The organism is Ruegeria sp. CF8 (assembly GCF_056537285.1).
On record NZ_JBQFRG010000001.1, the window covers coordinates 193329 to 218648 of the forward strand.

The 25320-nt window shown below is 57.1% G+C and carries 21 protein-coding genes and 1 tRNA gene; 12 read left to right on the plus strand and 10 right to left on the minus strand.

Annotated features, from left to right (window positions below; genetic code table 11):
* Positions 1-73: 73 nt before the first annotated feature.
* The 4 genes from ggt to ACR0EV_RS00950 all read left to right on the plus strand — a co-directional run bounded on the left by ggt (position 74) and on the right by ACR0EV_RS00950 (position 6378).
* Positions 74-1861 carry a gamma-glutamyltransferase gene (gene ggt / locus ACR0EV_RS00935; protein WP_480798384.1) on the plus strand — a complete coding sequence of 596 codons (1788 nt, stop codon included), beginning with the start codon at positions 74-76 and terminating at the stop codon, positions 1859-1861.
* Positions 1862-1954: 93 nt separating this feature from the next.
* Positions 1955-3364: an FAD-binding oxidoreductase gene (locus tag ACR0EV_RS00940; RefSeq protein ID WP_480798385.1), complete on the plus strand. Its 1410-nt coding sequence runs from the start codon at positions 1955-1957 to the stop codon at positions 3362-3364.
* Between the two features lie 85 nt (positions 3365-3449).
* On the plus strand, positions 3450-3728 hold the full coding sequence (locus ACR0EV_RS00945) for a hypothetical protein (RefSeq protein ID WP_480798386.1): 279 nt from the start codon (positions 3450-3452) through the stop codon (positions 3726-3728).
* A 142-nt stretch (positions 3729-3870) separates the two neighbouring features.
* Complete coding sequence (locus tag ACR0EV_RS00950; RefSeq protein WP_480798387.1) at positions 3871-6378, plus strand: GcvT family protein; 2508 nt, start codon at positions 3871-3873, stop codon at positions 6376-6378.
* Positions 6379-6421: 43 nt separating this feature from the next.
* On the opposite strand, the gene ACR0EV_RS00955 is transcribed toward ACR0EV_RS00950, so the two are convergent.
* From ACR0EV_RS00955 to ACR0EV_RS00965, 3 genes are all read right to left on the minus strand, one after another.
* On the minus strand, positions 6422-6757 hold the full coding sequence (locus ACR0EV_RS00955; RefSeq protein WP_480798388.1) for a carboxymuconolactone decarboxylase family protein: 336 nt from the start codon (positions 6755-6757) through the stop codon (positions 6422-6424).
* 68 nt (positions 6758-6825) lie between these two features.
* The gene (locus ACR0EV_RS00960) at positions 6826-7479 is read right to left on the minus strand and encodes a DUF938 domain-containing protein (RefSeq protein WP_480798389.1); all 654 of its coding nucleotides are present in this window, start codon (positions 7477-7479) and stop codon (positions 6826-6828) included.
* Positions 7476-8549, minus strand: a complete 1074-nt coding sequence (locus ACR0EV_RS00965; RefSeq protein ID WP_480798390.1) for an NAD(P)/FAD-dependent oxidoreductase — start codon at positions 8547-8549, stop codon at positions 7476-7478. The genes ACR0EV_RS00960 and ACR0EV_RS00965 overlap by 4 nt, the downstream gene beginning before the upstream one ends.
* Before the next feature lie 162 nt (positions 8550-8711).
* Here ACR0EV_RS00965 and ACR0EV_RS00970 point away from each other — a divergent pair, with 162 nt between their 5' ends.
* A complete protein-coding gene (locus ACR0EV_RS00970) occupies positions 8712-9140 on the plus strand; it encodes a hypothetical protein (RefSeq protein WP_480798391.1) in 429 nt (142 codons plus the stop codon).
* Entirely contained in the window at positions 9137-10369 is a 1233-nt protein-coding gene (locus tag ACR0EV_RS00975; protein ID WP_480798392.1) for an HlyD family secretion protein, read from the plus strand. The genes ACR0EV_RS00970 and ACR0EV_RS00975 overlap by 4 nt, the downstream gene beginning before the upstream one ends.
* A gap of 58 nt (positions 10370-10427) precedes the next feature.
* Here the strand turns inward: ACR0EV_RS00975 and ACR0EV_RS00980 are convergent, their stop codons facing one another.
* The 7 genes from ACR0EV_RS00980 to ACR0EV_RS01010 form a co-directional block, all read right to left on the minus strand.
* Positions 10428-11573: an iron-containing alcohol dehydrogenase gene (locus ACR0EV_RS00980; protein WP_480798393.1), complete on the minus strand. Its 1146-nt coding sequence runs from the start codon at positions 11571-11573 to the stop codon at positions 10428-10430.
* Positions 11574-11640: 67 nt separating this feature from the next.
* Complete coding sequence (locus ACR0EV_RS00985; RefSeq protein ID WP_480798394.1) at positions 11641-13023, minus strand: aldehyde dehydrogenase family protein; 1383 nt, start codon at positions 13021-13023, stop codon at positions 11641-11643.
* Between the two features lie 90 nt (positions 13024-13113).
* Positions 13114-14466: a glutamine synthetase family protein gene (locus tag ACR0EV_RS00990; protein ID WP_480798395.1), complete on the minus strand. Its 1353-nt coding sequence runs from the start codon at positions 14464-14466 to the stop codon at positions 13114-13116.
* 90 nt (positions 14467-14556) lie between these two features.
* On the minus strand, positions 14557-15588 hold the full coding sequence (locus tag ACR0EV_RS00995) for a TRAP transporter substrate-binding protein (protein ID WP_480798396.1): 1032 nt from the start codon (positions 15586-15588) through the stop codon (positions 14557-14559).
* Between the two features lie 67 nt (positions 15589-15655).
* A complete protein-coding gene (locus ACR0EV_RS01000) occupies positions 15656-16981 on the minus strand; it encodes a TRAP transporter large permease (RefSeq protein ID WP_475196909.1) in 1326 nt (441 codons plus the stop codon).
* Positions 16981-17499 (minus strand): TRAP transporter small permease subunit, encoded by a 519-nt coding sequence (locus ACR0EV_RS01005; RefSeq protein WP_480798397.1) that lies wholly within the window; start codon positions 17497-17499, stop codon positions 16981-16983. Before ACR0EV_RS01005 ends, ACR0EV_RS01000 begins: the two co-directional genes overlap by 1 nt.
* A gap of 16 nt (positions 17500-17515) precedes the next feature.
* On the minus strand, positions 17516-18301 hold the full coding sequence (locus ACR0EV_RS01010) for an N-formylglutamate amidohydrolase (RefSeq protein WP_480798398.1): 786 nt from the start codon (positions 18299-18301) through the stop codon (positions 17516-17518).
* A 103-nt stretch (positions 18302-18404) separates the two neighbouring features.
* Between ACR0EV_RS01010 and ACR0EV_RS01015 the strand changes: the two genes are divergently transcribed.
* From ACR0EV_RS01015 to ACR0EV_RS01040, 6 genes are all read left to right on the plus strand, one after another.
* Positions 18405-19277, plus strand: a complete 873-nt coding sequence (locus tag ACR0EV_RS01015) for a MurR/RpiR family transcriptional regulator (protein ID WP_480798399.1) — start codon at positions 18405-18407, stop codon at positions 19275-19277.
* Between the two features lie 105 nt (positions 19278-19382).
* Positions 19383-19456: transfer RNA gene (locus tag ACR0EV_RS01020), tRNA-Gly, on the plus strand.
* Positions 19457-19584: 128 nt separating this feature from the next.
* Positions 19585-21405 (plus strand): ABC transporter transmembrane domain-containing protein, encoded by a 1821-nt coding sequence (locus ACR0EV_RS01025; RefSeq protein ID WP_480798400.1) that lies wholly within the window; start codon positions 19585-19587, stop codon positions 21403-21405.
* A 159-nt stretch (positions 21406-21564) separates the two neighbouring features.
* Entirely contained in the window at positions 21565-23454 is a 1890-nt protein-coding gene (locus ACR0EV_RS01030; protein ID WP_480798401.1) for an acyl-CoA synthetase, read from the plus strand.
* A 12-nt stretch (positions 23455-23466) separates the two neighbouring features.
* Positions 23467-24390, plus strand: coding sequence for an alpha/beta hydrolase (locus tag ACR0EV_RS01035; RefSeq protein ID WP_480798402.1), 924 nt, complete (start codon positions 23467-23469; stop codon positions 24388-24390).
* Positions 24391-24495: 105 nt separating this feature from the next.
* A complete protein-coding gene (locus ACR0EV_RS01040; protein WP_480798403.1) occupies positions 24496-25299 on the plus strand; it encodes a methyltransferase domain-containing protein in 804 nt (267 codons plus the stop codon).
* The last annotated feature ends 21 nt before the right edge of the window (positions 25300-25320 follow it).

Here is a 25320-nt window from a genome sequence, read left to right on the forward strand (position 1 = left end):
CGGCAAACCATTGCAGAGCGCGGTAGTTGCTTACAGGCTTGAAATAAAACGAAGTATTGGAGGATTTGATCAGATGAGATGTGTTTCCGCTTTGTTACTTTCGGCATTTGCGTTTTCTACGCCGGTCCTGGCTCAGGAGGCGGCTGATGCCGTGGCGCCAGAAACCGCCACGGAAGGGCAGGTGCAGGCCCTGACTGAAGAGGTCATCGCTGCACTTGAGGCGAAGCTGGGCGGTGTTCCGGTCATATCCGAAAACTGGATGGTGGCCGCCGCCAACCCACTGGCCGTTGAAGCCGGGGCCAAAGTACTGCGCGCAGGCGGATCTGCCGCGGATGCGATGGTCGCCGTGCAGGTCGTGCTGGGTCTGGTCGAGCCGCAATCCTCGGGTTTGGGCGGGGGGGCGTTCCTGGTTTGGCATGACGCAGCGACAGGGCAGATGACAACGCTGGACGGGCGCGAAACGGCACCACAGGCGGCCACACCAACGCTGTTTCAGGACGAAAACGGTGAACCGCTAAAGTTCTTCGATGCAGTTGTCGGAGGGCTGTCGGTGGGAACTCCGGGCACGCCCGCCTTGCTGGAAGAGGCGCACCGCCGTTGGGGGCGTTCCTCTTGGCCTGGTCTGTTCACCGATGGCATCCGGTTGGCGGATGAAGGTTTCCTGGTCTCGCCGCGCTTGGCCAGCCTTGTTGAAAACGACGCCGAGCGCCTGTCGCACTTTCCCGAAACGGCCGCTTACTTTCTGCCGGGCGGAGAGCCTTTGCAGCAAGGGCAGCGCCTGATGAACCCGGCCTATGCGGATACCTTGCGTGTATTGGCCAGTGATGGGGCCGCAGGGTTTTACGGCGGTGAGATTGCTGCGGATATTGTCCGCGCTGTAAGGAACGCTCCGGGCAATCCCGGGGTTCTATCCGGCATTGATCTTGCGCTGTATCAGGTGATCGAACGCGAACCGGTTTGTGCTGCATACCGCGCTTATGAAGTCTGCGGAATGGGGCCGCCATCATCTGGCGCGCTGACCGTGGGGCAGATTCTGGGGATGCTGAACAGCTATGATCTGGCAGCGATGGGCCCCGAAAGCGCGGAAGCCTGGCGGCTGATCGGAGACGCCTCTCGCCTCGCTTTTGCGGATCGGGGTCGTTACATGGCCGACAGTGATTTTGTACCCATGCCGACAAAGGGATTGGTTGATCCGGACTATCTTGCGCAGCGCGCGGCTTTGTTGGATGCCGAAGGTGCGTTGGCCGAAATCGCGCCGGGGCAACCCGAATTCGACCATGCGCTGAACTGGGCGGATGATGTGTCGCTCGAGTTGCCTTCGACCTCGCATATCTCGATCGTGGACAGCTATGGCAACGTGCTGTCGATGACGACGACCATCGAAAACGGCTTTGGTTCACGCCTGATGACGAACGGGTTTCTTTTGAACAACGAGTTGACGGATTTCTCGTTCAAAACCCATAGCAACGGCGTGCCGATTGCCAACCGGATAGAACCCGGGAAACGCCCGCGTTCGTCCATGAGCCCGACCATCGTGATGCAGGACGACGCTCCGGTTCTGGCCATCGGGTCGCCGGGTGGCAGCCGCATCATCGGCTATGTCGCGAAATCGATCATTGCTTGGGCCGATTGGGGAATGGATGTACAGCAGGCGGTGTCCTTGCCGCATTTGGTCAACCGCTTCGGAACTTACGATGTCGAGGCAGCTACTGCTGCCGAAGGGTTTACGGACGCTTTGGTTTTGCAGGGTTTTGAGGTCAATCCACGCGACCTGACATCGGGCCTGCACGCCATTGAAATCGGTGACGTGCTGAGCGGTGGAGCAGATCCGCGCCGTGAAGGGATTGCGCTGGGCGAGTAGGCCCTTGGTATAAGTGGGGATTGCCCAAACTTTGCGGGCCTTTTAGTCATTGGCTGAAAGGCCCGCAGTGTTTTTGGGCAGGGGAGGATGACGATGGTACAAGCTGAGGTGTTGCCTAGAAATGAATCTGGCATAGAAACCGCGATCAGCATTCTCAAACAACGGTTCGGCGACAGACTGCAAACAAGCGCCGCGATCCGGGAACAGCACGGCCACACCACGACATGGATCGAAAATCAAAGTCCGGATGCCGTGGTCTTCCCACACACAACGCAAGAGGTTTCAGACATTGTTAAAACCTGCGCGGCGCACCGAGTACCGGTTATCCCCTTCGGCACTGGAACGTCGCTTGAGGGGCATGTGAACGCGCCGGCTGGCGGCGTCTCGGTCGATCTTACGCAAATGGACAAGGTGCTGGCGGTTCATGCCGAAGATCTGGACTGCGTAATACAACCCGGCGTGACCCGCGAGGCGCTGAATACGCATTTACGCGATCAGGGTCTGTTCTTTCCGATTGACCCCGGGGCCAATGCGTCGCTGGGTGGTATGGCCGCCACTCGCGCCTCGGGTACCAATGCGGTGCGATACGGGACGATGAAAGACAACGTTCTCAGCCTCGAGGCAGTCATGCCGGATGGCCAGATCATCCGCACAGGGCAAAGGGCTAAGAAATCCTCGGCCGGGTACGATCTGGCCCGTCTTTTGATCGGGGCTGAAGGCACGCTTGGGATCATCACTGAACTGACCCTGCGGCTGCATGGAATCCCCGAAGCGATCAGTTCTGCCCGATGCTCGTTTCCCACGGTAGACGCGGCCTGCCGCGCGGTGATGATGACGATTCAGTACGGTATTCCAGTCGCCCGGATCGAGTTATTGGACGAAATGTCGGTGCAAGCCGCCAACGCCTATTCCGGGCTAAGCCTGCCGGAAACGCCCTTATTGCTGTTGGAATTTCATGGCTCGGAAAGCGGCGCGCTTGAACAGGCTGAAACCTTTGGCCAGATCGCAGAAGAATTCGGCGGTACCGATTTTGCCGCGACCACGACCACCGAGGAACGGAACAAGCTGTGGCAGGCGCGCCATGATATGTATTGGGCGTGTCTGCAACTGCGCCCCGGCGCACGTGGCATTTCAACGGACGTCTGTGTGCCGATCTCACGTTTGGCCGAATGTGTGACGCAAGCCCAAAGGAAAGCCGCCGACCTTGACCTTCTGGCGCCCATCGTAGGGCATGTGGGGGATGGCAATTTCCATACTCTGCTGCTGATCGACATGGAAAACGCCGATGAACTCGCCAAAGCTGACGCCTTTGTGGGCTGGCTCAACGAGCTTGCGATCTCGATGGAGGGCACATGCACCGGGGAACATGGGATAGGGCAGGGCAAGCGACCTTACCTTGAGAAAGAGCTTGGAGCAGCTACGCAGTACATGGCGGCAATCAAGGCCGCGCTGGATCCCCTCGACATCATGAACCCCGGCAAAATTCTGTCTGATCGGCCCTAGTGGTTTCGCGATCTGGTCCGTTTTGTGCCCTTAAATCGTCCACATGTTTTGGTCTGAAAGGTGCAAAGACAGACAGGTGGTCGACATGAGTGCAAAATATCTGGCAGGCTTTGTTGCGGTCTGTGGATTGGCTGTTGCCGGGCTGGATTTTTACCAGCAGGCGAAGGCATCGGAGAACGGCATAAGCATCAAAGGCTATATGGCTTCGGTATCTTCGCGTGTCGGCTTCACTGACAACCATGCCGAGGCAGAGGCACAGACATCCCAACCACAGGAACCAGCATCGCTGAAACCTTCGGACGAGGGCGGCAAACTGGTTTGTACCACGGTCGGAACCAGTAAGCGTTGCAGTTCCAGTGGCTGAAGTGAACCGCTGAATGATCAATCTGCGACCTGCATTTGGTGTTCGGGTCGTTTTTTTCCTATCACTGGTCGGATGAATGTCGCGCGCCGCCCCTTAACTGCGCCATATGGTGTCAGCTGAATTCAAGGGGAGACGCCCGGTTATGAAAACCCAAGTCAAAGCACTGGTCGTTGGCGGTGGCGCCATCGGAACCTCGATTGCCTATCACCTGGCTAAAGCGGGCTGGGATGACGTGATGCTGATCGAACGGGACGAGTTGACCTCTGGCTCGACCTGGCACGCAGCTGGCCTTTTGCCGCTGTTCAACATGTCTTACGCAACCACCCATATCCACAAATACTCGGTCGACTTCTACAAGACGCTGGAAGAGGAAACTGGTCTGAACGCGGGCTTCGCGGTGGTCGGCAACCTGCGCATGGCGCAGACGCAGGATCGCATGGACGAATACATGCTCTATGCCTCCACGGCCGAGACATGTGACGTCAAATACGAATGGCTGACCCCGGATCAGATCAAAGAGCGCTGGCCGCTGATCGAAACCGGCGATCTGAAAGGTGCGATCTATCACACCGAGGACGGCTATATTAACCCCGCAGACGTCACCCAGGCCATGGCCAAAGGCGCGCGTCAGCGTGGCGTGGATATCGTCCGCAAGATGCAAGCTGATGCCTTCCACTGGAACGGCACGCATTGGGAAGTCACCTGCACCAAGATGATCGAACAGGGTGGCAACCTTGTCCCTTCTGATGAGCAGGTTGTCATCACCGCCGAACACGTTGTGACCGCATCGGGAAACCACGCGCAGCGCACGGCCAAGATGCTGGGCATCAAGATGCCTGCAATTCCGGTCGAGCACACCTTTATCGTCATGGACAAAGACCCAGAGCTGGTCAAATGGCGTGAAGCCGGCAACCCCGAGCACCCCGTTGTGCGCGATGCAGACAACGAATCCTACGCGCGCGAAGAGCGTGGCGGCTGGATTCTGGGTATCTACGAACACGGCGCGCCTGCGCGGTTCGAATACGGTGTGCCAGACAGCTTCCGTGCCGACCTGTTCCCATTGGACATCGATCGTATCGCGGACCAGTACATGGCGATGGCAGAACGCGTGCCGTCCTGCGCCGACTCTGGTCTGAAAGACGATTTCAACGGTCCGATCTGTTACACTCCAGACGGCAACCCGCTGGTTGGCCCAGCTCCGGGCCTGCGCAACATGTGGCTGGCCGAAGGCTTCAGCTTTGGCATCACCGCCGCGGGCGGCACCGGCTACTATCTGGCGCAGATGATGGTCGATGGCGAAGCCGAGATCGACATGGCCTCGCTGGACCCCAAACGCTACAGCAGCAACTGGATGACCACCGAGTTCGCGGCCCGCAAGAACGAAGAGTGCTATGAGCACGTCTACATCCTGCACCACCCGGATGAAGAGCGTGAAGCCTGCCGTCCACTGCGCACCGTTCCGGCATATGACCGGCAGAAAGCCCGTGGCGCTCAGTTTGGCTGGGTCAACGGCTGGGAACGCCCGAACTATTTCGGCCCCGTCGATGCACCTGACAACTTCGACAAGGAAAGCCGGTCGTTCCGTCGTGGTGGCTGGTGGCAGTACGCCGTTGAAGAAGCAAAAGCGATCCGTGAAGGCGTTGGCCTGATCGACGCGTCAGCCTTTACCAAGCACGTTGTCAAAGGCCCCGGTGCAACCCAGTTCCTGGATTGGTTCACCTGCAACAAGCTGCCCAAGGTCGGTCGTATCAACCTGACCTACGCGTTGACGTCGCACGGCACCACCCGCACCGAGTACACCATCGTCCGCAATGGCGAGAACAACTATTACATCGTGTCCGCCGGTGCCTGGACCGAATACGACGCCGACTATCTGCGCAAGGCGGCCGAGGACAAGATGGAGGAGTTCGGTTACATCGAAATCCAGGACGTGACCACACAGTGGGGCGTCTTCGCCATCGCTGGACCCAAGTCGCGTGATGTGCTGAAAGAGGTCATCAAAGACGCCGATCCGGAAACCGCGCTGTCCAACAAGCGCTTCCCGTGGCTGTCGGCCCGTCAGATCGAGCTGGGAATGTGCCCGGTCAACGCGATCCGCGTGGCCTATACTGGCGAGCTGGGCTGGGAACTGCATCACCCGATAGAAATGCAGAACTACCTGTTCGACCTGCTGGAAAAAGCGGGTGAAAAACACGGTATGAAACTGGTCGGAGCACGCGCCCAGAACTGGCTGCGTCAGGAGAAATCCTATCGCGCCTTCGGCACCGAACTGGGCCGCGACGCAACCCCACTGGAAGCTGACCTGCCGCGCTTTGTCGATCTGTCCAAGGAGTTCCACGGCAAGGCCAAGCTGGAAGAGACCGGTGTGCGCGTGAAGTGCTGTACCCTGCTGATCGACGGTCCGGACGATGCCGACCCTTGGGGCCGTGAAGCGCTTTACACCTTGGAGGGTGAGCGCGTGGGTCGTCTGACCTCGGGTGGCTATTCGGTGGCCTTCGAGAAATCCATCGGCATGGGCTATGTCACGCCCGAACTGGCGGTCGAAGGTACCAAGCTGAAGGTCAAGATGCAGGATAAGCTGTGGGATGCGGTCGTCACCTGCGACAGCCCTTACGACCCGAAGAACGAGGTTATCCGCAAAGACGGTTGATCAAAAATAGGCCCCGGACAACTCCGGGGCCTTTAACTTTTCGTCACGCGGATAGTTCGTCGAAACACTCCAGCGCTTTGGCGGCATACATCATGGCTGGCCCGCCACCCATCTGAATGGACATTGCCAACACGTCCGACACTTCATCTCTTGTCGCGCCTGCTTTGATTAAGGCTTCTGTGTGTAGGGAGATACAGGACTCGCATCGGAGCGTTACCGACATACCCAAAGCGATGAATTCCTTTGTCTTGTAGTCAAGTGTTCCGCCCTCCTTCACAACCTTCCCAAGCGCTCCGAACGCGCGCGTGGTTTCTGGGATTGACCCGTTGAGATTACGGAGGCTCTTGCGAGTTTCCGAGAGTTTTTCTTGCCAGACCATTGCAGCCTCTTTTCATATTGCACAAGTTGAATATGATGCAAATAACAGGGCTCTGACTTTGATCTCGATCAGTCCGCTGGTCGCGATGAGATAAATGCAAGGTTGTTGGCAGGCATATCGACGGTGCTCAGCACGTTGAGACCAAATTCCTCAAACAACGCAAGTATGTCGGTGTCATTTTTGTACCCAATGTCCGGATCTTGTTCCGTCAGAGCTTGGTGAAATCTCTTGTCTCCGTCACTGGTGAGCAGTCCTGACCGCTTAAACGGCCCATAAAGAACAAACCGCCCAGATGGCGCGAGTGCCTTTGCTACCTCTGCGAAAATGGTTCGTGTTTCCTGCCAACTGATCAAGTGTATCAGGTTGATCAAAACGATCATGTTTTGTCCGGGAAACCGAGCATGCCAGCCTGCGGCGGTCGCATCCAGTTCTTCGGCCAAGGCGACATTCGGAAAATCGCGCGCGTAGGCGTCGATACTGGCCCGCCGATCTGTGTCGATTTCCGTAGGCTGCCACTCCAGACCGGGCAACAGTGCCGCAAAAGCCGTAATATGCTGACCGGTCCCACTGGCAATCTCCAGCGCCTGCCCTTGTGACGGAGCCCAGTCGCGCAGCAATGCGCATAAGACGTCAGAGTTTCGCGATGCCGCAGGGGCCACCATTTTACCGTCCTCGGCTGTTTTTGCGACACTGGCAGAGGGGGGAATCTTGCGTTTGGTCATCGCTTCAACCTTTCCGGGGTCAACATGGCAACATTCTCGGCATCAAGGGCAGGGGGGCTTCCGACCACCAAATCGCAAAGCAACTGAGAGGCGGCCGGTGCCGTTTGGAAACCGTAACCGCCTTGGCCCGCGCTCCAGATGAAAGTTGGGTCGTAAGGGTCGCGTCCGAGCACCAAAGTCCCGTCAGGTGCAAAACTGCGTAGGCCGGCCCAACTTGTTTCGACACGTTTGACTGCTTCGGTCATCAGGGCTTCGTAGCGTGCCAACCCTTCTGCCAGCACCATGTCATCAGCATAGGCATCCTGAGGCGGAACAGGGTCTGCTTCGGATGGTGAAACCAACAGTTTTCCGGCATCGGGTTTGGCGTACCACGTTTCACCCACGCCAAGCATCATGGGCCAGCGCGACACATCATGGCCTCCGGGGGCGGGCAGTCGGGCCATAGACCGGCGGCGTGGCGTGATACCGATAGGAGGAAGGTTCGCAAGTTCGGCGATTTCGTCGGCCCAGGCCCCTGCGGCATTAATCAGATTGCGTGCCTCAAAACTCTGACCGGCGGTGACGATCCAATGTGTGTCTTTGCGGATGGCCGTGACTTTGAGTTTGGTTGAAACCGTCCCGCCGTTTTGCCGGATGGTCCGGGCAAAATCCTGCAATAAACGATCTGTGTCGATGTCAAAAGCGGCCTCGCTGACCGCTGCAAAACCGACATGCTCGGGGTTCAGGATCGGAACACGTTCCATGGCATCATCTACCGGGATCCGAGTCATGTTTAGGTCATTGCAATCGGCATCGAACAGCTGAGATTGGTCTTGCGCGCCGACCAGCATCAGACCCCGTGGAGTCAGATAGCCACCGTTCTGTGTGTGCAGAAAGGCAGCACCAGCCTTATTGAGGGCGACCACTGAAGGGGGTCCATAGCTTTCCTCAAACAACGCCGCAGACCGCCCGGATGCGTGATAGCCCAAGGCGTCTTCTGCTTCGAGCACCATCACTTTTCCGTGCGTCGACAGACGTGCGCCCGCGCTGAGCCCGGCGATACCGCCTCCGATGATCAGGAAATCAATCATTTCTTGCTAACCCTACAGATCAGAGACAGGCCGGTTTTCTGTGGAGACACATTTGCCCGCGCGCCTCTGGTTTGTTTTGCGTTTTGCTTTCCGGACTATAAGCAGCCTTGAATTTGTGCTTCAACCCGGTCAAAGACGTATCAAAATAAACAGGAGGGTAATGTGACTGCTGCGGACCTTCATCCAATGGCGACAGGGCATATTCCCCGATACGTCGTCGCAGCTGACGGAAGCGACTACCTATTCTCAGCAATGGTTGTTTTCTTTGTCGTTCTGGTGGTGCTGATCGGTGTTGGTTATCTGACGCTTCATTCCGTTCCCGAGAAAATGGCCCACGAAAACAATCACCCACAATTCCAGTTGGTGGGTATTCTGGCGCTGCTTGCATTGTTTACACATAATGGACTTTTCTGGGTTGCCGCCATACTGGTCGCAGGGTTCCAATTTCCGGATTTTGCCACGCCGCTCCGAAACATTGCTGACGCCATTCGTTCGCTTGCTCGGGTCCCAGCGCCCGAACCGGTGCCCGAGGTGACAGAACCAACGCCACCCGTATCAGAGGCGGGCGAAGCGCAGGAGCACAGCAAATGATCGAGACCATGCTCTGCGCCTTGATTACGGTTCTGCCCGACTATCTGTTCCGTCGGTTTGTTCAGGGCAAACGTATCGGTCACGAGATCACGTTGTTTACCATGTGGTACGAACTGCGTTGGGGCCTGACGACATGTGCGATTCTGGCGCTGACCGTGATCACCACGTTGTTCTATTTTCACCCGGCCAGCAAAACCGCCGCATCCTATTTCCGTACCGTGACGATCCTGCCGCAACTGGGCGGTCGTGTGTCAGAAGTATTCGTTAAGAACAACGAACTTGTAACGGCTGGCCAGCCGATTTTCCGGATCGAGGATTTCAGCCAGACAGCGCAGGTTCAGGCGGCAAATGCACAGATTGCGCAGGTTCAAGCCTCGCTTAAAGTTGCAGAAACCGACCTGGCCGAGGCTGACGCAGGTATTGCCGGCGCAAAGGCTGCTCTGGCGCAGGCGCTCGAAGATTTGGAGCGCAACACAACCTTGCGGGACGAAGGGTCAAGTGCGGTACGTCTGGCTGAGATCGAGCGCCTGGAAAACCTTGTCGCCGAGCGTGAGGCACAAGTTGTTGCCGCAGCAGCCAAACGCGCAGCGGTCGAACAGCAAATCGAAGAGCTGATCCCGGCGCAACTGGCCAGTGCCATTGCGCAACTGGACGCCGCACAGACCGAACTGGACAAAACAGTGATACTTGCCGGTGTGACCGGACGGGTGGAACAGTTTAGCTTGCAAGTCGGCGACTATGTCAGCCCGTTGCTGCGCCCCGCTGGTATTCTTGTGCCGTCCCATACCGGGCATGACCGTTTCCAGGCTGCATTCAACCAGCTGTCTGCTCAGGTGATCAAGCCCGGCATGATCGGTGAATTGGGCTGCATGACCAAGCCTTTCACAGTTATCCCTACGGTCGTGGTCGAAGTGCAGGATGTCATTCCTTCCGGCCAGATCCGTCCCTCGGACGAACTCAGGGATGTGCAGGCCAACAACAATCCCGGCTCGATTCTGGTGTATATGGAACCGCTTTATAAAGGTATGGCCGATGACATCCCTCCGGGCAGCAATTGTCTGGCCAATGTTTACACCGACAACCATGAGCGGTTGGAACATGAGGATCTCGGTTTTTGGGAGGCAGCATTCCTGCATGTGGTGGACACGATCGGTGTCGTCCACGCGGCCGGTCTGCGTTTGCGTCTGATCCTGATGCCGGTGAATACTCTGGTTCTGACCGGTCATTGATCCGGGTTCGGCAACCAAATTGCGAAGGGCCCGGCAGGTTTTGTCGGGCCCTTTGACTTTAAAGCGCTGTTCTGAAAAGCTGCGTCAGATTTTCTTTTGTCAACTCAATCGGGTTGCCCCCGCAAGAGGGGTCAATGATCGCGCCTTCCACCAGCTCTGGGATCGACGCTTCGGTGACGCCCAGATCAGAAAGGGTGCGCGGGATGCCGAGGCTGTCGTTGAATTCCTGCACAAAGCTACGGAAGCCGTCAAAGCCGCCGTCAATGCCCAAATAGGCCGCGGCCTGCTGGAACCTGTCGGCGATGGCAGGGGCGTTGAACTCCAACACAGCTGGCATACACACCGCGTTGGTCGTGCCGTGATGAGTGTTGAACACTGCACCGATCGGGTGGCTCATCGCGTGGATGGCACCCAGACCTTTCTGAAAGGCCGTCGCGCCCATGGCTGCTGCGCTCATCATCTGGGCGCGGGCTTCGATATCGGTGCCGTCGGCATAGGCGCGCGGCAAGAATTCTTTCACCAGGCGCATCCCTTCCAAAGCAATGCCCTGACTCATCGGATGATAATGCGGGCTGGAGAAGGCTTCAACGCAGTGCGCGAATGCATCCAGACCGGTGCCTGCTGTGATGAATTTGGGCATCCCAACGGTAAGTTCGGGGTCGCAGATCACCACGGCCGGAAGCACTTTGGGATGGAAGATGATTTTCTTGGCGTGGGTTTCGGAATTGGTGATGACGCTGGCACGCCCCACTTCTGATCCTGTCCCGGCGGTGGTTGGAACCGCAATGATCGGTGCGATCACGTCCGCGTCCGCGCGGGTCCACCAGTCGCCGATATCTTCAAAATCCCATACAGGGCGAGTCTGGCCTGCCATGAAGGCAACCATCTTGCCAAGGTCCAGACCTGACCCCCCGCCAAAGGCGATGACCCCGTCATGGCCGCCCGCGTGATACGCAGCGACACCCGCTTCAAGGTTCTTCTCGTTCGGGTTGGGATCTACGTCGCTGAACAGCCCACGGCCCAAACCGGCAGCTTCCATGATCTCCAACGTTGCAGAGGTAATCGGCAGATCTGCCAAGCCCTTATCTGTGACCAGCAGAGGCTTTTTCATACCGGCCGCAGCACAGGCTTCGGGCAGTTCCTTGATACGCCCTGCGCCGAATTTGATTGCGGTCGGATAGGACCAGTTTCCAACAAGTGACATGTCAGGTTTCCTTTGTAATTTGTAACCTGCTCGGGCGAGGGGGTCAGACCCGAGCAGGCCTTCGCCCTTAGCCCGTGACCTTCTTCAGGTGGTAGGATTTGGGACGGGTGAGATTGTGATACCCAATAACCGAAAGGCCACCGCCGCGACCTGTGTTTTTGCATCCGGTCCAGCAAAGGCCAGGGTCCAGATAATCCGCACGGTTCATGAACACCGTACCGGTCTCGATCTGGTCGCCCACTCGCGCTGCGCGATCTACATCGCGTGTCCAAAGGCTGGCGGTCAGGCCAAATTCACTGTCATTCATAAGCGCGATTGCTTCGTCATCCGACGAGACCTTCATGATGCCCACAACCGGCCCAAAGCTCTCATCCCGCATTACGCGCATGTCATGGGTGACATTGGTCAGGATTTGCGGGGTCAGATAGGCGCCGCCATCGTCCTGAGGGAACGTCTCGACATGCGCAACCGCGCCTGCCTGAACCGCTTCGGCAATCTGCGCGCGCACTTCCTCAGCGAAACGCACGTTGGCCATGGGACCGATGGTCGTCTCAGCGTCCAGCGGGTTGCCCAGCTTATAACCTTTAACGATCTCCACCGCCTTGGCGACAAAATCATCGTAAAGGCTTTCGTGGACGTAAATCCGCTCGATCCCGCAACAACATTGGCCGGAATTGAACATCGCGCCATCAATCAACGTATCGACAGCGGCATCCAGATCGGCGTCCTCCATGACGTAACCCGGATCCTTGCCGCCCAGCTCGGTCCCGACGCCAGTAAAAGTACCAGCCGCCGCGCGCTCCATCGCCTGGCCACCACCGACCGAGCCGGTGAAGTTCACGAAGTCAAACGCATTGCCCGCGATCAGGTCATTGGTGACGTCATGGCTGAGAAACACGTTCTGGAACACATCTTCTGGCACACCGGCTGCGTGGAAGGCTTGCGCCATCCGCTCACCGACCAGCAGGGTCTGCGTGGCATGTTTCAGGATCACTGTATTGCCCGCGATCAGTGCAGGGGCGACGGTGTTGATCGCTGTCATGTAGGGATAGTTCCAGGGCGCCACCACAAACACGACCCCGTGCGGAATGCGCTTGATGTAACGTTTGAACGTTTCGTCCTCGCCCACCGCGATATCAGCCAGAGATGCTTCTGCAATCTCCGCCATATGGCTGGCACGTTCGTTGAAGCCACCGAACTCGCCACCGTAACGCACCGGGCGGCCCATCATTTGCGCCAGTTCTGGCACGATCTCATCATTCATCGCGCCAACAGCGGCCACGCCTGCCATGACAAGATCAATCCGCTCCTGCAGCGGGCGCGCCGCCCAATTTGCCTGAGCGGCGCGTGCCCGACCCGCAACCTCAAATGCCGCATCCCGAGACAACACGTCTCGTTCCGCAAAAACCGATCCATCAATCGGCGAGACACATTTCAACATCTGCCCCATCTTCACTCCGTATAGAAAGAAAGCAGGATCCCTGCTTCATCTGGCCAAAAATACCTCGGGGGTCTGGGGGCAGAGCCCCCAGCCAGCACCCTATGCCCGCTCAAACCCGCGGGCGACTTCCCAATCGGTGACCACGCGCTCGAACTCCTCGATCTCGACTTCAGCGGTGCGTGTGTAGTGATCGACTACCTCGTCTCCCATGGCCGCCCGCAACATGGCCGAACTGTGCAACGCATCCCGTGCGGCACGCAGGTTGCCTGGGATCATACCCGTATCACCCTGATACACGTCGCCCGTGGTGGGCGGTTGCAGTTCCAACCCCTCTTCAATCCCCGCGATCCCGGCAGCCAGCATCCCGGCCATCGCCAGATAAGGGTTCATGTCCGACCCCGGGATCCGGCACTCCACCCGCACGGCTTTGGTACCGTCCCCGCACAGCCGGAAACCGGCGGTGCGATTGTCCACTGACCAGATGATCCGCGTTGGTGCGAAGGTGCCCTTCATGAAGCGTTTGTAGCTGTTGATATAGGGGGCCATAAAATAGGTGTAGTCGGCGGCATATTTCAACAAACCTGCCATGTAGCTCTTCATCAGAGCGGACATACCCAACTCATCCGCTGCGTCATAAAACGCAGGCGTTCCATCTGCCCAAAGCGATTGATGGACGTGGCTGGAACTGCCCACTTTTTCATGGTGCCACTTCGGCAGGAAAGTCGCGGCATGGCCATGTTGCCAGGCGATCTCTTTCACAGCATTTTTGGCGATCGAATGATACTCGGCAGTGTCCATTGCAGGTGCGTATTTGATGTTCAGCTCTTCCTGTCCGGTCTCGGCCTCACCCTTCGTGTTTTCGACCGGAATGCCCGCGTCCCACAAGTGATTGCGGATCGGGCGCATCACGTGTTCTTCTTTGGTGGTTTGAAGAATGTGGTAATCCTCGTTGTAGCCCGAGATTGGCTCCAGATCGCGGAAACCTTCCTTGCGGATCTGGTCAAAGCTTTTTTCGAACAGGAAAAACTCCAGCTCGGTGGCACACATCGCGTCATAGCCCATGGCCTTCAGGCGATTGACCTGACGTTTCAGGATCGAACGCGGTGCGTGCGGCACTTCTTCATGTGTGTGGTGGTCCAGCACATCGCACATCACCATGACCGTGCCCTCAAGCCACGGAACCGGGCGCAGGGTGGTCAGATCGGGCTTCATGACATAGTCGCCATAGCCGCGTTCCCAACTGGTCGACGCGTAGCCGTCTGGCGTGGCCATCTCTAAATCGGTGGCCAACAGGTAGTTGCAGCAATGCGTCTCTTCCCACGCGCTTGCCACAAAGTGACCCGCATGAAAGCGCTTGCCCATCAAACGACCTTGCATGTCGACCATGCAGACCAATACCGTATCCACCGTACCTTCAGAGACTTGCGTCTTCAGATGTTCGAACGTGAGCATGTGCCACCTTTTTCTTTGCCGAGTTCAGCTTTCGGCCATTCGTCCTGATCGACCTGCCCCTAAAAAGGGGCAGGTCGGTTTTGCAGCTGGTTAACCGTAACGATAAGGCCGTCCAGCCTTGAGCATGTCGGCATTGTATTGCTTGAAAATTTCAACAACCTTCGCCTTCGTCTCTGACTCGGCTGCGATCTCGTCCCAGAATGCAACGGCTGCTGCCTCGACAGTTGCCCATTCTTCATCCGGGATCGATGTCAGTTGCAACTTATCACCGTTGACGCGCAGGCTGGCCTCGCCACCCCAATACCACCACTGGCGGTAATAGTGAGACTGATCGGTACAGACGCGGAACAAAGTCTGCAGGTCTTCCGGCAGCTCGTTCCAGCGATCCATATTGGCGAAGAATGAACCCGCCCATGCGCCCGAGATGTTGTTGGTCAGGAAGTAGTTGGTCACATCCGCCCAGCCCACGGTGTAGTCTTCGGTGATCCCTGACCACGCGATACCGTCCAGCTCGCCCGTTTGAACCGCGACCTCGATGTCTTCCCATGGCAGAGTCACCGGCACGACGCCGAACTGCGACAGGAAGCGGCCCGCTGTCGGGAAGGTGAAAACGCGCTTGCCCTGAAGGTCGGCAAGGCTGTTGATCGGGTCTTTGGTCGCGAAATGGCACGGGTCCCAGGCACCAGCCGAGATGTGCTTGACGCCAACTTTAGAATACTCGGCGTCCCAGATTTCGTTCAGCCCATATTGATTGAACAGAACCGGTACGTCCAGCGAGTAGCGCGAGGCAAACGGGAAGTAACCGCCGAACACGGTGACTTCGGTCGGCGACGCCATCGAGTCGTCATCCGACTGTACTGCGTCGATCGTGCCGCGCTGCATGGCGCGGAACAGTTCGCCTGTCGGGACCAGTTGGTCCGCATAGAACAGCTCAATCTGCATCCGATCACCGGCGATGGTGTTGAACATCTTGATGGCCGGATCGATCACGTGTTCGGCCAGCGCCGGGCCCGCATAAGTCTGCATCCGCCATCTGATCGTTGATTGCGCCAGTGCAGGTGTCGCCAGCGCGGCTGCGGGCGCGGCTGCCGCGCCTTTCAGAAATGTACGTCTGTTTGTCATTCTCTCTCTCCGTTGGTCAGTTTCAGCAATGCGGGGGATACCCGCGATGTCCCGGTTTGGTCCGGGATCATTTGTTGTAAACATACTCCGGCAACCACAGCGCGATCTGCGGGAAGGTCATGATAATGGCCAGTGCAAGGGTCATCACCATCACGAAGGGCAGGATCGACCCGTAAATGTCACGCAGTGAAATCTCCGGTGGCGCCATCGCGCGCATCAGGAACAGGTTATAGCCGAAGGGCGGTGTCATATATGCGATCTGGGTCGTAATCGTGTACAGCACGCCATACCAGATCAGGTCGAAGCCCAATGCCCCCACCAGCGGCACGTATAGGGGGGCAACGATGACCAGCATGGCGGTGTCGTCAAGAAATGTTCCCATCAGGATGAAGCTGAGCTGCATGAAGATCAGGATCACCCAGGGGTTCAGGCCCAGACGTTCAGTAAACAGGTTCTCGATCGCGCGCACCGCGCCCAGCCCATCGAACACGGCGCCAAAGGCCAGTGCCGCGAGGATGATCCACATGAACATGCAGGTGATGCCCAGTGTTGACCGCACCGAGGTTTCGAAAACCTCGCGTGTCATCCGGCCCTTCAACACTGCGGCGACAAACGCCGTCAAAGCGCCGATGGCCGAGCTTTCAACTAGCGAGGTCCAGCCATTCACAAATGGCACCATCATCGCGGCAAAAATGCCCAGCGGCAGCAAACCTGCGCGAAGCAAGCGCAGCTTTTCCGCCATGGGAACATCACGTTCTTCCGCTGACAGAGCAGGCCCCAGCGCTGGGTTAATCCGGCAGCGGATCACGATGTAAAGGATAAACATCGCGGCCATCATCAGCCCGGGCAGAAGCCCCGCCAACCAAAGCTGACCAACCGGTTGACGGGCGATCATTGCGTAAAGAACCAAGACCACCGAGGGCGGTACAAGGATGCCCAGTGACGATCCGGCTTGTATCACCCCCGTCACCATCTTCTTGTCGTACCCACGTTTCAGCAATTCAGGCAGCGCAATCGTTGCGCCGATGGCCATGCCTGCAACGCTTAGACCGTTCATGGCCGAGATCAGAACCATCAGGCCAATTGTGCCAATGGCCAGACCACCGTTCAGCCCGCCCATCCAAACGTGGAACATCTTGTACAAGTCGTCTGCGATTTTGGATTCGGCCAGCACATAACCCATGAAGATGAACATCGGCAGCGTCAGCAGCGGGTACCATTTCATCAGCTTCATGGCAGCGGAAAAGCCAATGTCGTAGCCGCCACGATCGCCCCAAAGAAACAGCGCAGCCATGACAGCGACAAAGCCAATCGCTCCAAAAACGCGCTGCCCCGTCAGAAGCATCAGCATCATGGTTGAAAACATCAGGATGGCGATCATCTCGTATGACATCAGATCACCTCACGCGGGATGTCATCGCCCTTGAGGCGCAGTATGTCTTTGAAGAGTTCCGAGATGGCCTGAAGCAACATCAGAAACAGCCCAAGAACCATGATCACCTTGATTGGCCACAGGTAAGGACGCCACGCGGTCGGACTGCGTTCGCCATATTGCAGGGAATAACTCAGCGAGTCGAAGCCGCCATAGATCATCACACCCAGATAGACGATCAGGAAGAAGACCGTGATCGCATCGGTCCAGGCCCGCCGGCGGTTTGACCATTCGCTATACAGCAGGTCCATACGAACGTTTGACCCCATCTGAATGGAATAGGGACCGCCGAGCACATAATAGGCCACCATCGCAAACTGGGCCATTTCAAGGGTCCACAGAGACGGCAAAAAGAACGTTTTCGAGATCGAGGACCAGAGCAGAATACCCATCATGACGAATATGCCATACATGACCACACGCCCGATCCAGCGGTTCGCGCGATCAATGATCGCCACATATCCCCGCATGAATTTCATTGAGATATTGCCTCTGTCATGCTGTAGCCTCGGTGTTCGAAAAGGCAGAAATGACGGATTGCAGGATCGGCGTGAGCAGCCCCGCCATACGGTTCACACCCGCAGGAGTGTCGATCAGGTTATTGCGCACCTCGATCATGACATTAGGTAACCCGCGTTTGATCGCGTGTTCCTGCAAAGTATGCGTGACGCCGTCAGAGGCCGAGTAGGGTTCGTTCAGCGCGATGTTCAGCCCGCTGCCTTGCGCCTCTTGCAACATGATCCGGGCCGCACGGTCGTCTTTGTCGTGCAATATTCCCAGCTCAACCGTGCGCCTCTGTCCCTTGTAGATCGGAGTGAAGCTGTGGATCGTAATGACCACTGGCGACTCGTTTCTTGCGTCCAAGGTGGACGACAACAGGTGTCGGAATGGTTCATACACATCCCGCGCGCGCTGGGCGCGCTGCGCCATCGTTAGGTTCATGTTGCCGGGTACTGCAAACACTTCGCTGATTTGCGGCATAGCGTCTTCACGTTCCGGCGGGCGGTTACAGTCATAGACAAGACGACTGACGCGAGAATGGACCAATGGGGCGTCCAGCGCCCCCATCAACTCAACCGAAAGCTCCATTGCGCCAATATCCCATGCTGCATGGGACCGGGCCGCATCCTCATCCAGACCCAAGCCGTGCAATGCGGCGGGGATGAAGCGACTGGCATGTTCGCACACCAAAACCGCATGGGCGCTGCCGCGTGCATTGAGCAGGCGTGCAGCCGGAGCCTCGACGGTTTGCAGCAATGATGACTCGGACTCGTGATGCATAGGTAGCATTTGTTACAGCAGCTTCCCAACTGTCAAGAAAATTACTGTAGACAAAATTACAGGCAAGAATATTCTGTAACAAACTTAAGAAACGAGGGTGCCGATGGCCACCGTTGTGAAACTTGTCAAACAGCGGATTCAGGATGAGCTGGACGATCTGACCCGATCAGAGCGCCAGTTGGCGTCTATCCTGTTGCAGGATTATCCGATGGCAGGGCTGCAATCGATCACCAAGCTGGCAGCTGCTGCGCAGGTCTCGACCCCAACCGTTATCCGTATGGCCCGCAAGCTTGGGTTTGATGGTTTTCCGGATTTGCAGGATGCGCTGCGCGAGGAAGTCGCCGCGCAGATCAAGAAACCGATCTCGAAACGGGATGCCTGGGTCGTCGATGACGATGCAGAACACCCGACAACGCGCTTTGCGCAGGCCGTCTGGACGAACATGCGCCACACGCTGGAGCGTCTGGACAAAGAGATGTTCGACGCAGTGGCCCAGTTGCTCGCTGAAACGGACCGGCATCTTTATGTGGTAGGTGGCCGTATCACCCGATCCAACGCGGATTACCTGTTCAATCATATGCAGATCATCCGACCCAATGTGACCATGCTGGGCAATTCAGCCAATGTTTGGCCGCAGTACCTTTTGGACATGGACGCGTCCTCGGTTCTGGTGATCTTCGACATTCGGCGGTACGAGGCGCATCTGGAAAAGCTGGCCCAGGTTGCCTCGAGCCGGGGCGTCACAGTTGTTCTCTTTACCGACCAATGGGGTTCACCCATCGGAAAGACCGCGAATTACACCTTCCACGCCTTGGTCGAGGCTCCTTCAAGCTGGGATTCGACGATAGCGCTGCAGCTGATTTCAGAAACCTTGATTGCAGAAGTGCAAGAGGCCCGGTGGGAGGAAAGTAAGGAACGGATCGAGGAACTGGAGCAGTTTTTTTCTTCGACCCGGCTCTTCCGCAATCAGGATTGAACGGACGAATCTGATTAAGCGCTTTGGTGCAAAAACGGTGGCACAAAATTTGCCACTTCCTGCTTGACGCGCACCTGTGCATGACTTAACCAACGCAAACCATTTGCGGGTATAGCTTAATGGTAAAGCCCCTGCCTTCCAAGCAGGCTATGTCGGTTCGATTCCGTCTACCCGCTCCAATCTCCCTTACTTTTCTGCGTCAAATGGCCCTTTCGGGTGGCTGATCCATGTCGTGATGCTTGACCAAAAGGGCGGCTGAGGCCAAGAAAGCGTTCACTTTGTAGCGTTCAATCCATAAGGGCCCGACATGGCAAGACAGACCGCCAACAAACCAGCTCCAGCCGTTGCACCCGGTGCCAGCGAAGAGCGGGCCCGCTCAAAGAAAATTGGGGTGTTGGCCTCGCTCTGGCCTTTCATGAAGCCCTACAAGCTTTTGATGATCGGCGCGACTCTGGCGTTGATTCTGACCGCAAGCATGACGCTGACCCTGCCACTTGCGGTGCGGCGCGTGATTGACAACTTCCGCATTCAGGACGGCGAACTGCTGGATTGGTATTTCCTGGCAGCACTGGGTATCGCCGCTGTTCTGGCTGTGGGCACCGGCATCCGGTATGCGCTGGTCACGCGGTTGGGCGAACGTGTGGTGGCTGATATTCGCAAGGCCGTGTTCGATCGCGTGATCGCGATGAGCCCTGAATTCTATGAACGCATCATGACCGGCGAGGTGCTCAGCCGGATCACAACGGACACCACGTTGATCCAATCGGTGCTCGGGTCTTCGGTGTCGATCGCGTTGCGCAACATGCTGATGTTCTTCGGTGGGCTGGTGCTGATGCTGCTAACCTCGGCCAAATTGACCGGGCTGGTGCTTTTGTTGATCCCGATTGTCGTTGTTCCGATCCTGGTTCTGGGTCGCCGTTTGCGCGTGATCAGTCGCGAAAACCAGGATTGGATCGCAGCCTCGTCCGGAAACGCAGGTGAGGCATTGGGCGCTGTTCAAACGGTGCAGGCCTTTACCCACGAACAGGAAAGCCGCAAACAATTCGGAGAGATGTCCGAAACCTCGTATGTGGTCTCGTTGCGTCGCATTCAGACCCGTGCGATTCTGACGGTCATCGTGATTTTCCTGGTCTTTTCGGGCATCGTCGGCGTCTTGTGGATGGGTGCCAATGACGTACGAAACGGTGTGATGACCGAAGGCGTTTTGGTGCAGTTCGTGATCTATTCGATCATCATGGCAGGCTCGGTTGCGGCCCTGTCCGAAATCTGGAGCGAACTTCAACGCGCGGCCGGGGCGACCGAGCGTCTGGTCGAACTTCTGAATGCCGAAGACACCGTGACCGATCCCGCCAAGCCCTTGACCCTGCCTAAAGATGTTAAAGGTGAAATCCGGTTCGAAGACGTTAGCTTCCGCTATCCAGCGCGCCCCGACACTGTCGCGCTGGATCATCTGTCGCTACAGGTCAATCCGGGCGAAACGGTGGCCTTTGTCGGACCGTCAGGTGCAGGCAAGACGACCGTCATTCAGTTGATCCAGCGCTTCTATGATCCCAATTCGGGCCGGGTCACGTTGGATGGTCATGACCTGCGAGAGCTGGATCGGGCAGATTTCCGTACACATATGGCTCTGGTTCCTCAGGACCCTGTGATTTTTGCCGCCTCGGCCCGTGAAAACATCCGCTTCGGGCGTTTGGATGCAACCGACGCCGAAGTTGAAGCCGCGGCTCGTGCGGCCGCCGCACATGATTTCATTGCGGCCTTGCCGAAAGGGTATGACAGCTTTGTCGGTGAACGCGGTGTGATGCTGTCCGGTGGGCAAAAGCAGCGCATTGCCATCGCCCGTGCCATCCTGCGAGACGCGCCGGTTTTGTTGCTGGACGAGGCGACCTCGGCTTTGGACGCGGAAAGTGAACGTGCCGTTCAAGGCGCGGTGGATCAGATGCGTGCCGGGCGCACGACGTTGATCGTCGCGCACCGATTGGCAACCGTGAAAAAAGCCGACCGTATCGTCGTGCTGGAAGAGGGCCGTATCGTGGCGCAGGGCAGCCATGATGATCTGGTGTCTCAGGACGGGCTGTATGCGCGTCTGGCCCGGTTGCAATTCACCGACGGTGTTGCCGCAGAATAAGGGTGACGCATGGGCATTTTCCCATTCGCCGTAGCGTCATTCTACATTTTACCCGTTGTCACAGCTAAGCCCTCGCTTGCGCGCGGTCGGTTTTGATCCCATCTTGGAGGCGAACAACAAGCCCGCGCGAAATGCGGGAGATCATACGGGAGGAACCACATGGCTTTTGTGGGATTGGAAGACAAAACGCGCATGGAACAGGAAATGCCGTGGGAGGATCGGGATTTACCCGTCACCTTCCATCAGCTCTTGTCGCGCACGGCAGAGAAGTTTCCCAACCACAATGCCATCAGTTTTCAACTGTTGTCGGGGCCAACCGACAAGGCCGAGACCCTGACCTGGTCGCAACTGCAGGGCAAGGTCAATCAGGCGGCAAACCTCTTCCGTTCGCTGGGCGTTGGCGAAAAAGATGTAGTGGCCTATGTGCTGCCCAACTGTAACGAGACACTGGTTACGATGATGGGCGGCGCGGTTGCGGGGATCGTGAATCCGATCAATCCGCTGCTTGAGCCGGAACAGATCGCGGCCATTCTGCGCGAGACCGGCGCAAAGGTTGTGGTGACGCTGAAATCTTTCCCAAAAACGGATGTGGCCCAGAAAGTGGAAGAGGCTGTACGTCACGCCCCCAAGGTCAACACCATTTTGGAAATTGATCTGAACCGTTATCTGACTCCACCCAAATCCTGGCTTGTGCCTTTCCTGCGCCCAAAGATGGGTGACAAGGAAAAACTGGCCCATGCGAACTACAAGAACTTTAACAAAGAGCTGGCCAAGCAGCCGACGACGCTGACGTTTGCAGACAGCAAGGAAGACCGCGTTGCGTGCTACTTCCACACCGGTGGTACGACGGGTATGCCAAAAGTGGCGCAGCACAAGTACTCCGGCCTCGTCTATAACGGCTGGCTGGGTCATACGCTGCTGTTTGACGAAAACGACGTCATCATGTGCCCGCTTCCCATGTTCCACGTCTTTGCGGTGCATGTGATTATGATGGCGGCCGTGTCCTCGGGCGCGCATGTGATTTTCCCAACACCTGCCGGGTATCGCGGAGACGGCGTTTTCGACAACTTCTGGAAGCTGATCGAACGCTGGAAAGTATCGTTCATTATCACCGTTCCCACTGCCATTTCGGCCAAAATGCAGCGCCCGGTCGATGCCGATATCTCGAGCGTGAAAACGGCCTTCTCTGGCTCGGCCCCGCTGCCGGTGGAGTTGTTCCGTCGCTTTGAAGAAGCCACGGGTGTGACGATCGTTGAAGGCTATGGCCTGACCGAGGCCACGTGTCTGGTGTCTTGCAACCCTGTGGATGGTGAGAAAAAGATCGGATCGATCGGTATTCCGTTCCCCTATACGGATGTGAAAATCCTGCAAAGCGGACCGGATGGACCGGTCGAATGCGATACAGATCAAATCGGAGAAATCTGTATCTCGAACCCGGGTGTCTATGCGGGCAACACCTATACCGAGGCCGACAAGAACGTCGATCTTTACTATTACGACAAGTATTTGCGCACGGGTGATCTGGGGCGGTTTGACGAAGACGGCTATCTGTGGATCACGGGCCGCGCCAAGGATCTGATCATTCGCGGTGGCCATAATATCGACCCAGCCGAGATCGAAGAAGCGCTATTGGGACATGAAGCTGTCGCGTTTGCCGGTGCCATTGGTCAACCAGACGCGCATTCCGGTGAAGTGCCATGTGCGTTTGTCGAACTGGTCGACGGGGCGTCGGTCACGGAAAAAGAGCTTATGGACTACTGCAAGGTTCATGTGCATGAACGTGCGGCGCAGCCCAAGCATATGACCATTCTGGACGAACTGCCGAAAACTGCCGTTGGTAAGGTCTTTAAGCCTGATCTGCGCAAGCGGGCCATCACACGTATCTACAATGGTGCGCTTGAGGCAGCTGATGTATCGGCACGTGTCGTTTCGGTGATCGACGATAAAAAGCGCGGCCTTGTCGCGCAGCTTGACGCGAACGGATCTTCGGAAGACGATGTCTCAAAAGTGCTGGGCGCATATACCCGGCCGTGGGAGTGGTCTGAGTAAGCCGGAGGGACAATGGACTATGAACGCCTGATTGACGAGGAAACCTGGGCGTTCATACGTCGCACGGCTGAAAGCTATCCCGATGATGCGGTTGATCTTTCAATCCAGGATCAGCGTCGCGTCTATGACACCATGTGTCAGGATTTCCGACAACCTCGCCCTGCGGGTGTAGAAACACAGGATCAGGCGGCTGATAGCGTTCCGGTCCGTATCTACACCGCCGGGCAACCCACCCGAACCATCGTCTATTTCCATGGCGGTGGGTTCGTTGTGGGCGGATTGGACAGCCATGACGATGTCTGCGCCGAACTGTGCGCCCAGACTGGGTATCGTGTTGTTTCGGTTGACTACCGGCTGTGCCCGGAACATGTGCATCCCGCGCAGTTCGACGACTGTTGGACGGCGGTGAGTTGGGCGGCGCGTGAATATGGTGACCCGCTGATCCTGGCCGGAGACAGTGCCGGCGGGAACCTTGCCGCTGCCGTGGCCCATCACGCGCGTGGGCGCTTGGACGGCATCTTGGGGCAAGTGCTGATCTATCCGGGGCTTGGTGGCGACCGTAACAAGGGTTCGTATCTTGAACACGCCCATGCGCCATTGCTGACCTTGGACGATATCAAGTTCTATGAGACCGTTCGATGTTCAGGTGATCAGCCTCAGAACGACCCGACCTATGCGCCCTTGCAGGACAGCGATTTTTCGAACTTGCCCCCGACCGTGGTTGTGACTGCCGATTGCGACCCGTTGCGTGATGACGGGCTGAACTACTGTCAGCGAATTACCGCAGCAGGGGGGCAGGCCCAATGGATCAACGAGCCCGGCCTTGTGCATGGCTATCTGCGGGCGCGGACTACAGTGAAACGCGCTGCAGAGAGCTTCGAGCGCATCTCGGTCGCCGTCGAAGCCCTGGGGCAAGGGATCTGGTCTTACGACTAATGCAGTGATTTGAAAGCTCTGATCCTCAACGACCTTTTGTTTTCACAAACGAAGATCATCTAACTGTGCTATGGTCTCTCAAGTTTTCTGAGGAGACCTTACCCAATGGCCGACCCTTTTCAGAACGTAGATGCCGCAGGACCGGAATTCATAAAGCTGTTTGCGGATGCGATGGACCAGCGGCAAGCGGACCCGGCGATGGAGCGGATCGTTGCAGCCTATTTGGATCATCTGAACGTGGCGGATGCGTCTATGGTCGTTGAAGTTGGGGCAGGTGCCGGCGCCGTAACGCGTCGCATCGCATCACACTGCTACCCGGTAAAAGTTGTCGGATTTGAACCTTCGAAAGGGTTTGTCTCAGAAGCCAACAGTCGGGCTAAAGATCATTCGAACCTGACTTTTACGGTCGCGAACGGTGCAGCGCTTCCCTTGGAAGATGAAGCCGCCGATGCGGTTGTCATGCACACAGTGCTGACCCATGTGGAAGATCCCAAGTCATTGGTTGCTGAAGCCTTCCGAGTGCTGAAACCCGAAGGAGTTTTGGTTGTATGTGATGCTGATTTCTCAAAAGCTACCTTTAGTGCCTTTCCAAATGACCCGCTGGATATGTGTGCAAAAGAGTTTGTGCGCGAATTCGTAACCGATCCTTTTATCGTCGCAAAACTCAGGTCAATGATTGCCAATGCTGGGCTTTCGGTCCGGCACTTTGACGTTCAGAGCAGAGTTGTAACAACACTAGAACAAATGTTGCCTTGGGTCGATTTGACCACCAAACAAATGTACGAACGGGGTGATATCGGAAAAGAACTGGCGGAGGCACTTGTGTCCGAGCACGAACGGCGCGCTCGAAACGGGTCACTTTATGGATATCAGGTTTTTGCGACGGTCGTGGCTGCGAAGGCCACATAAGCGGCCCCGAAGCGACGTGCG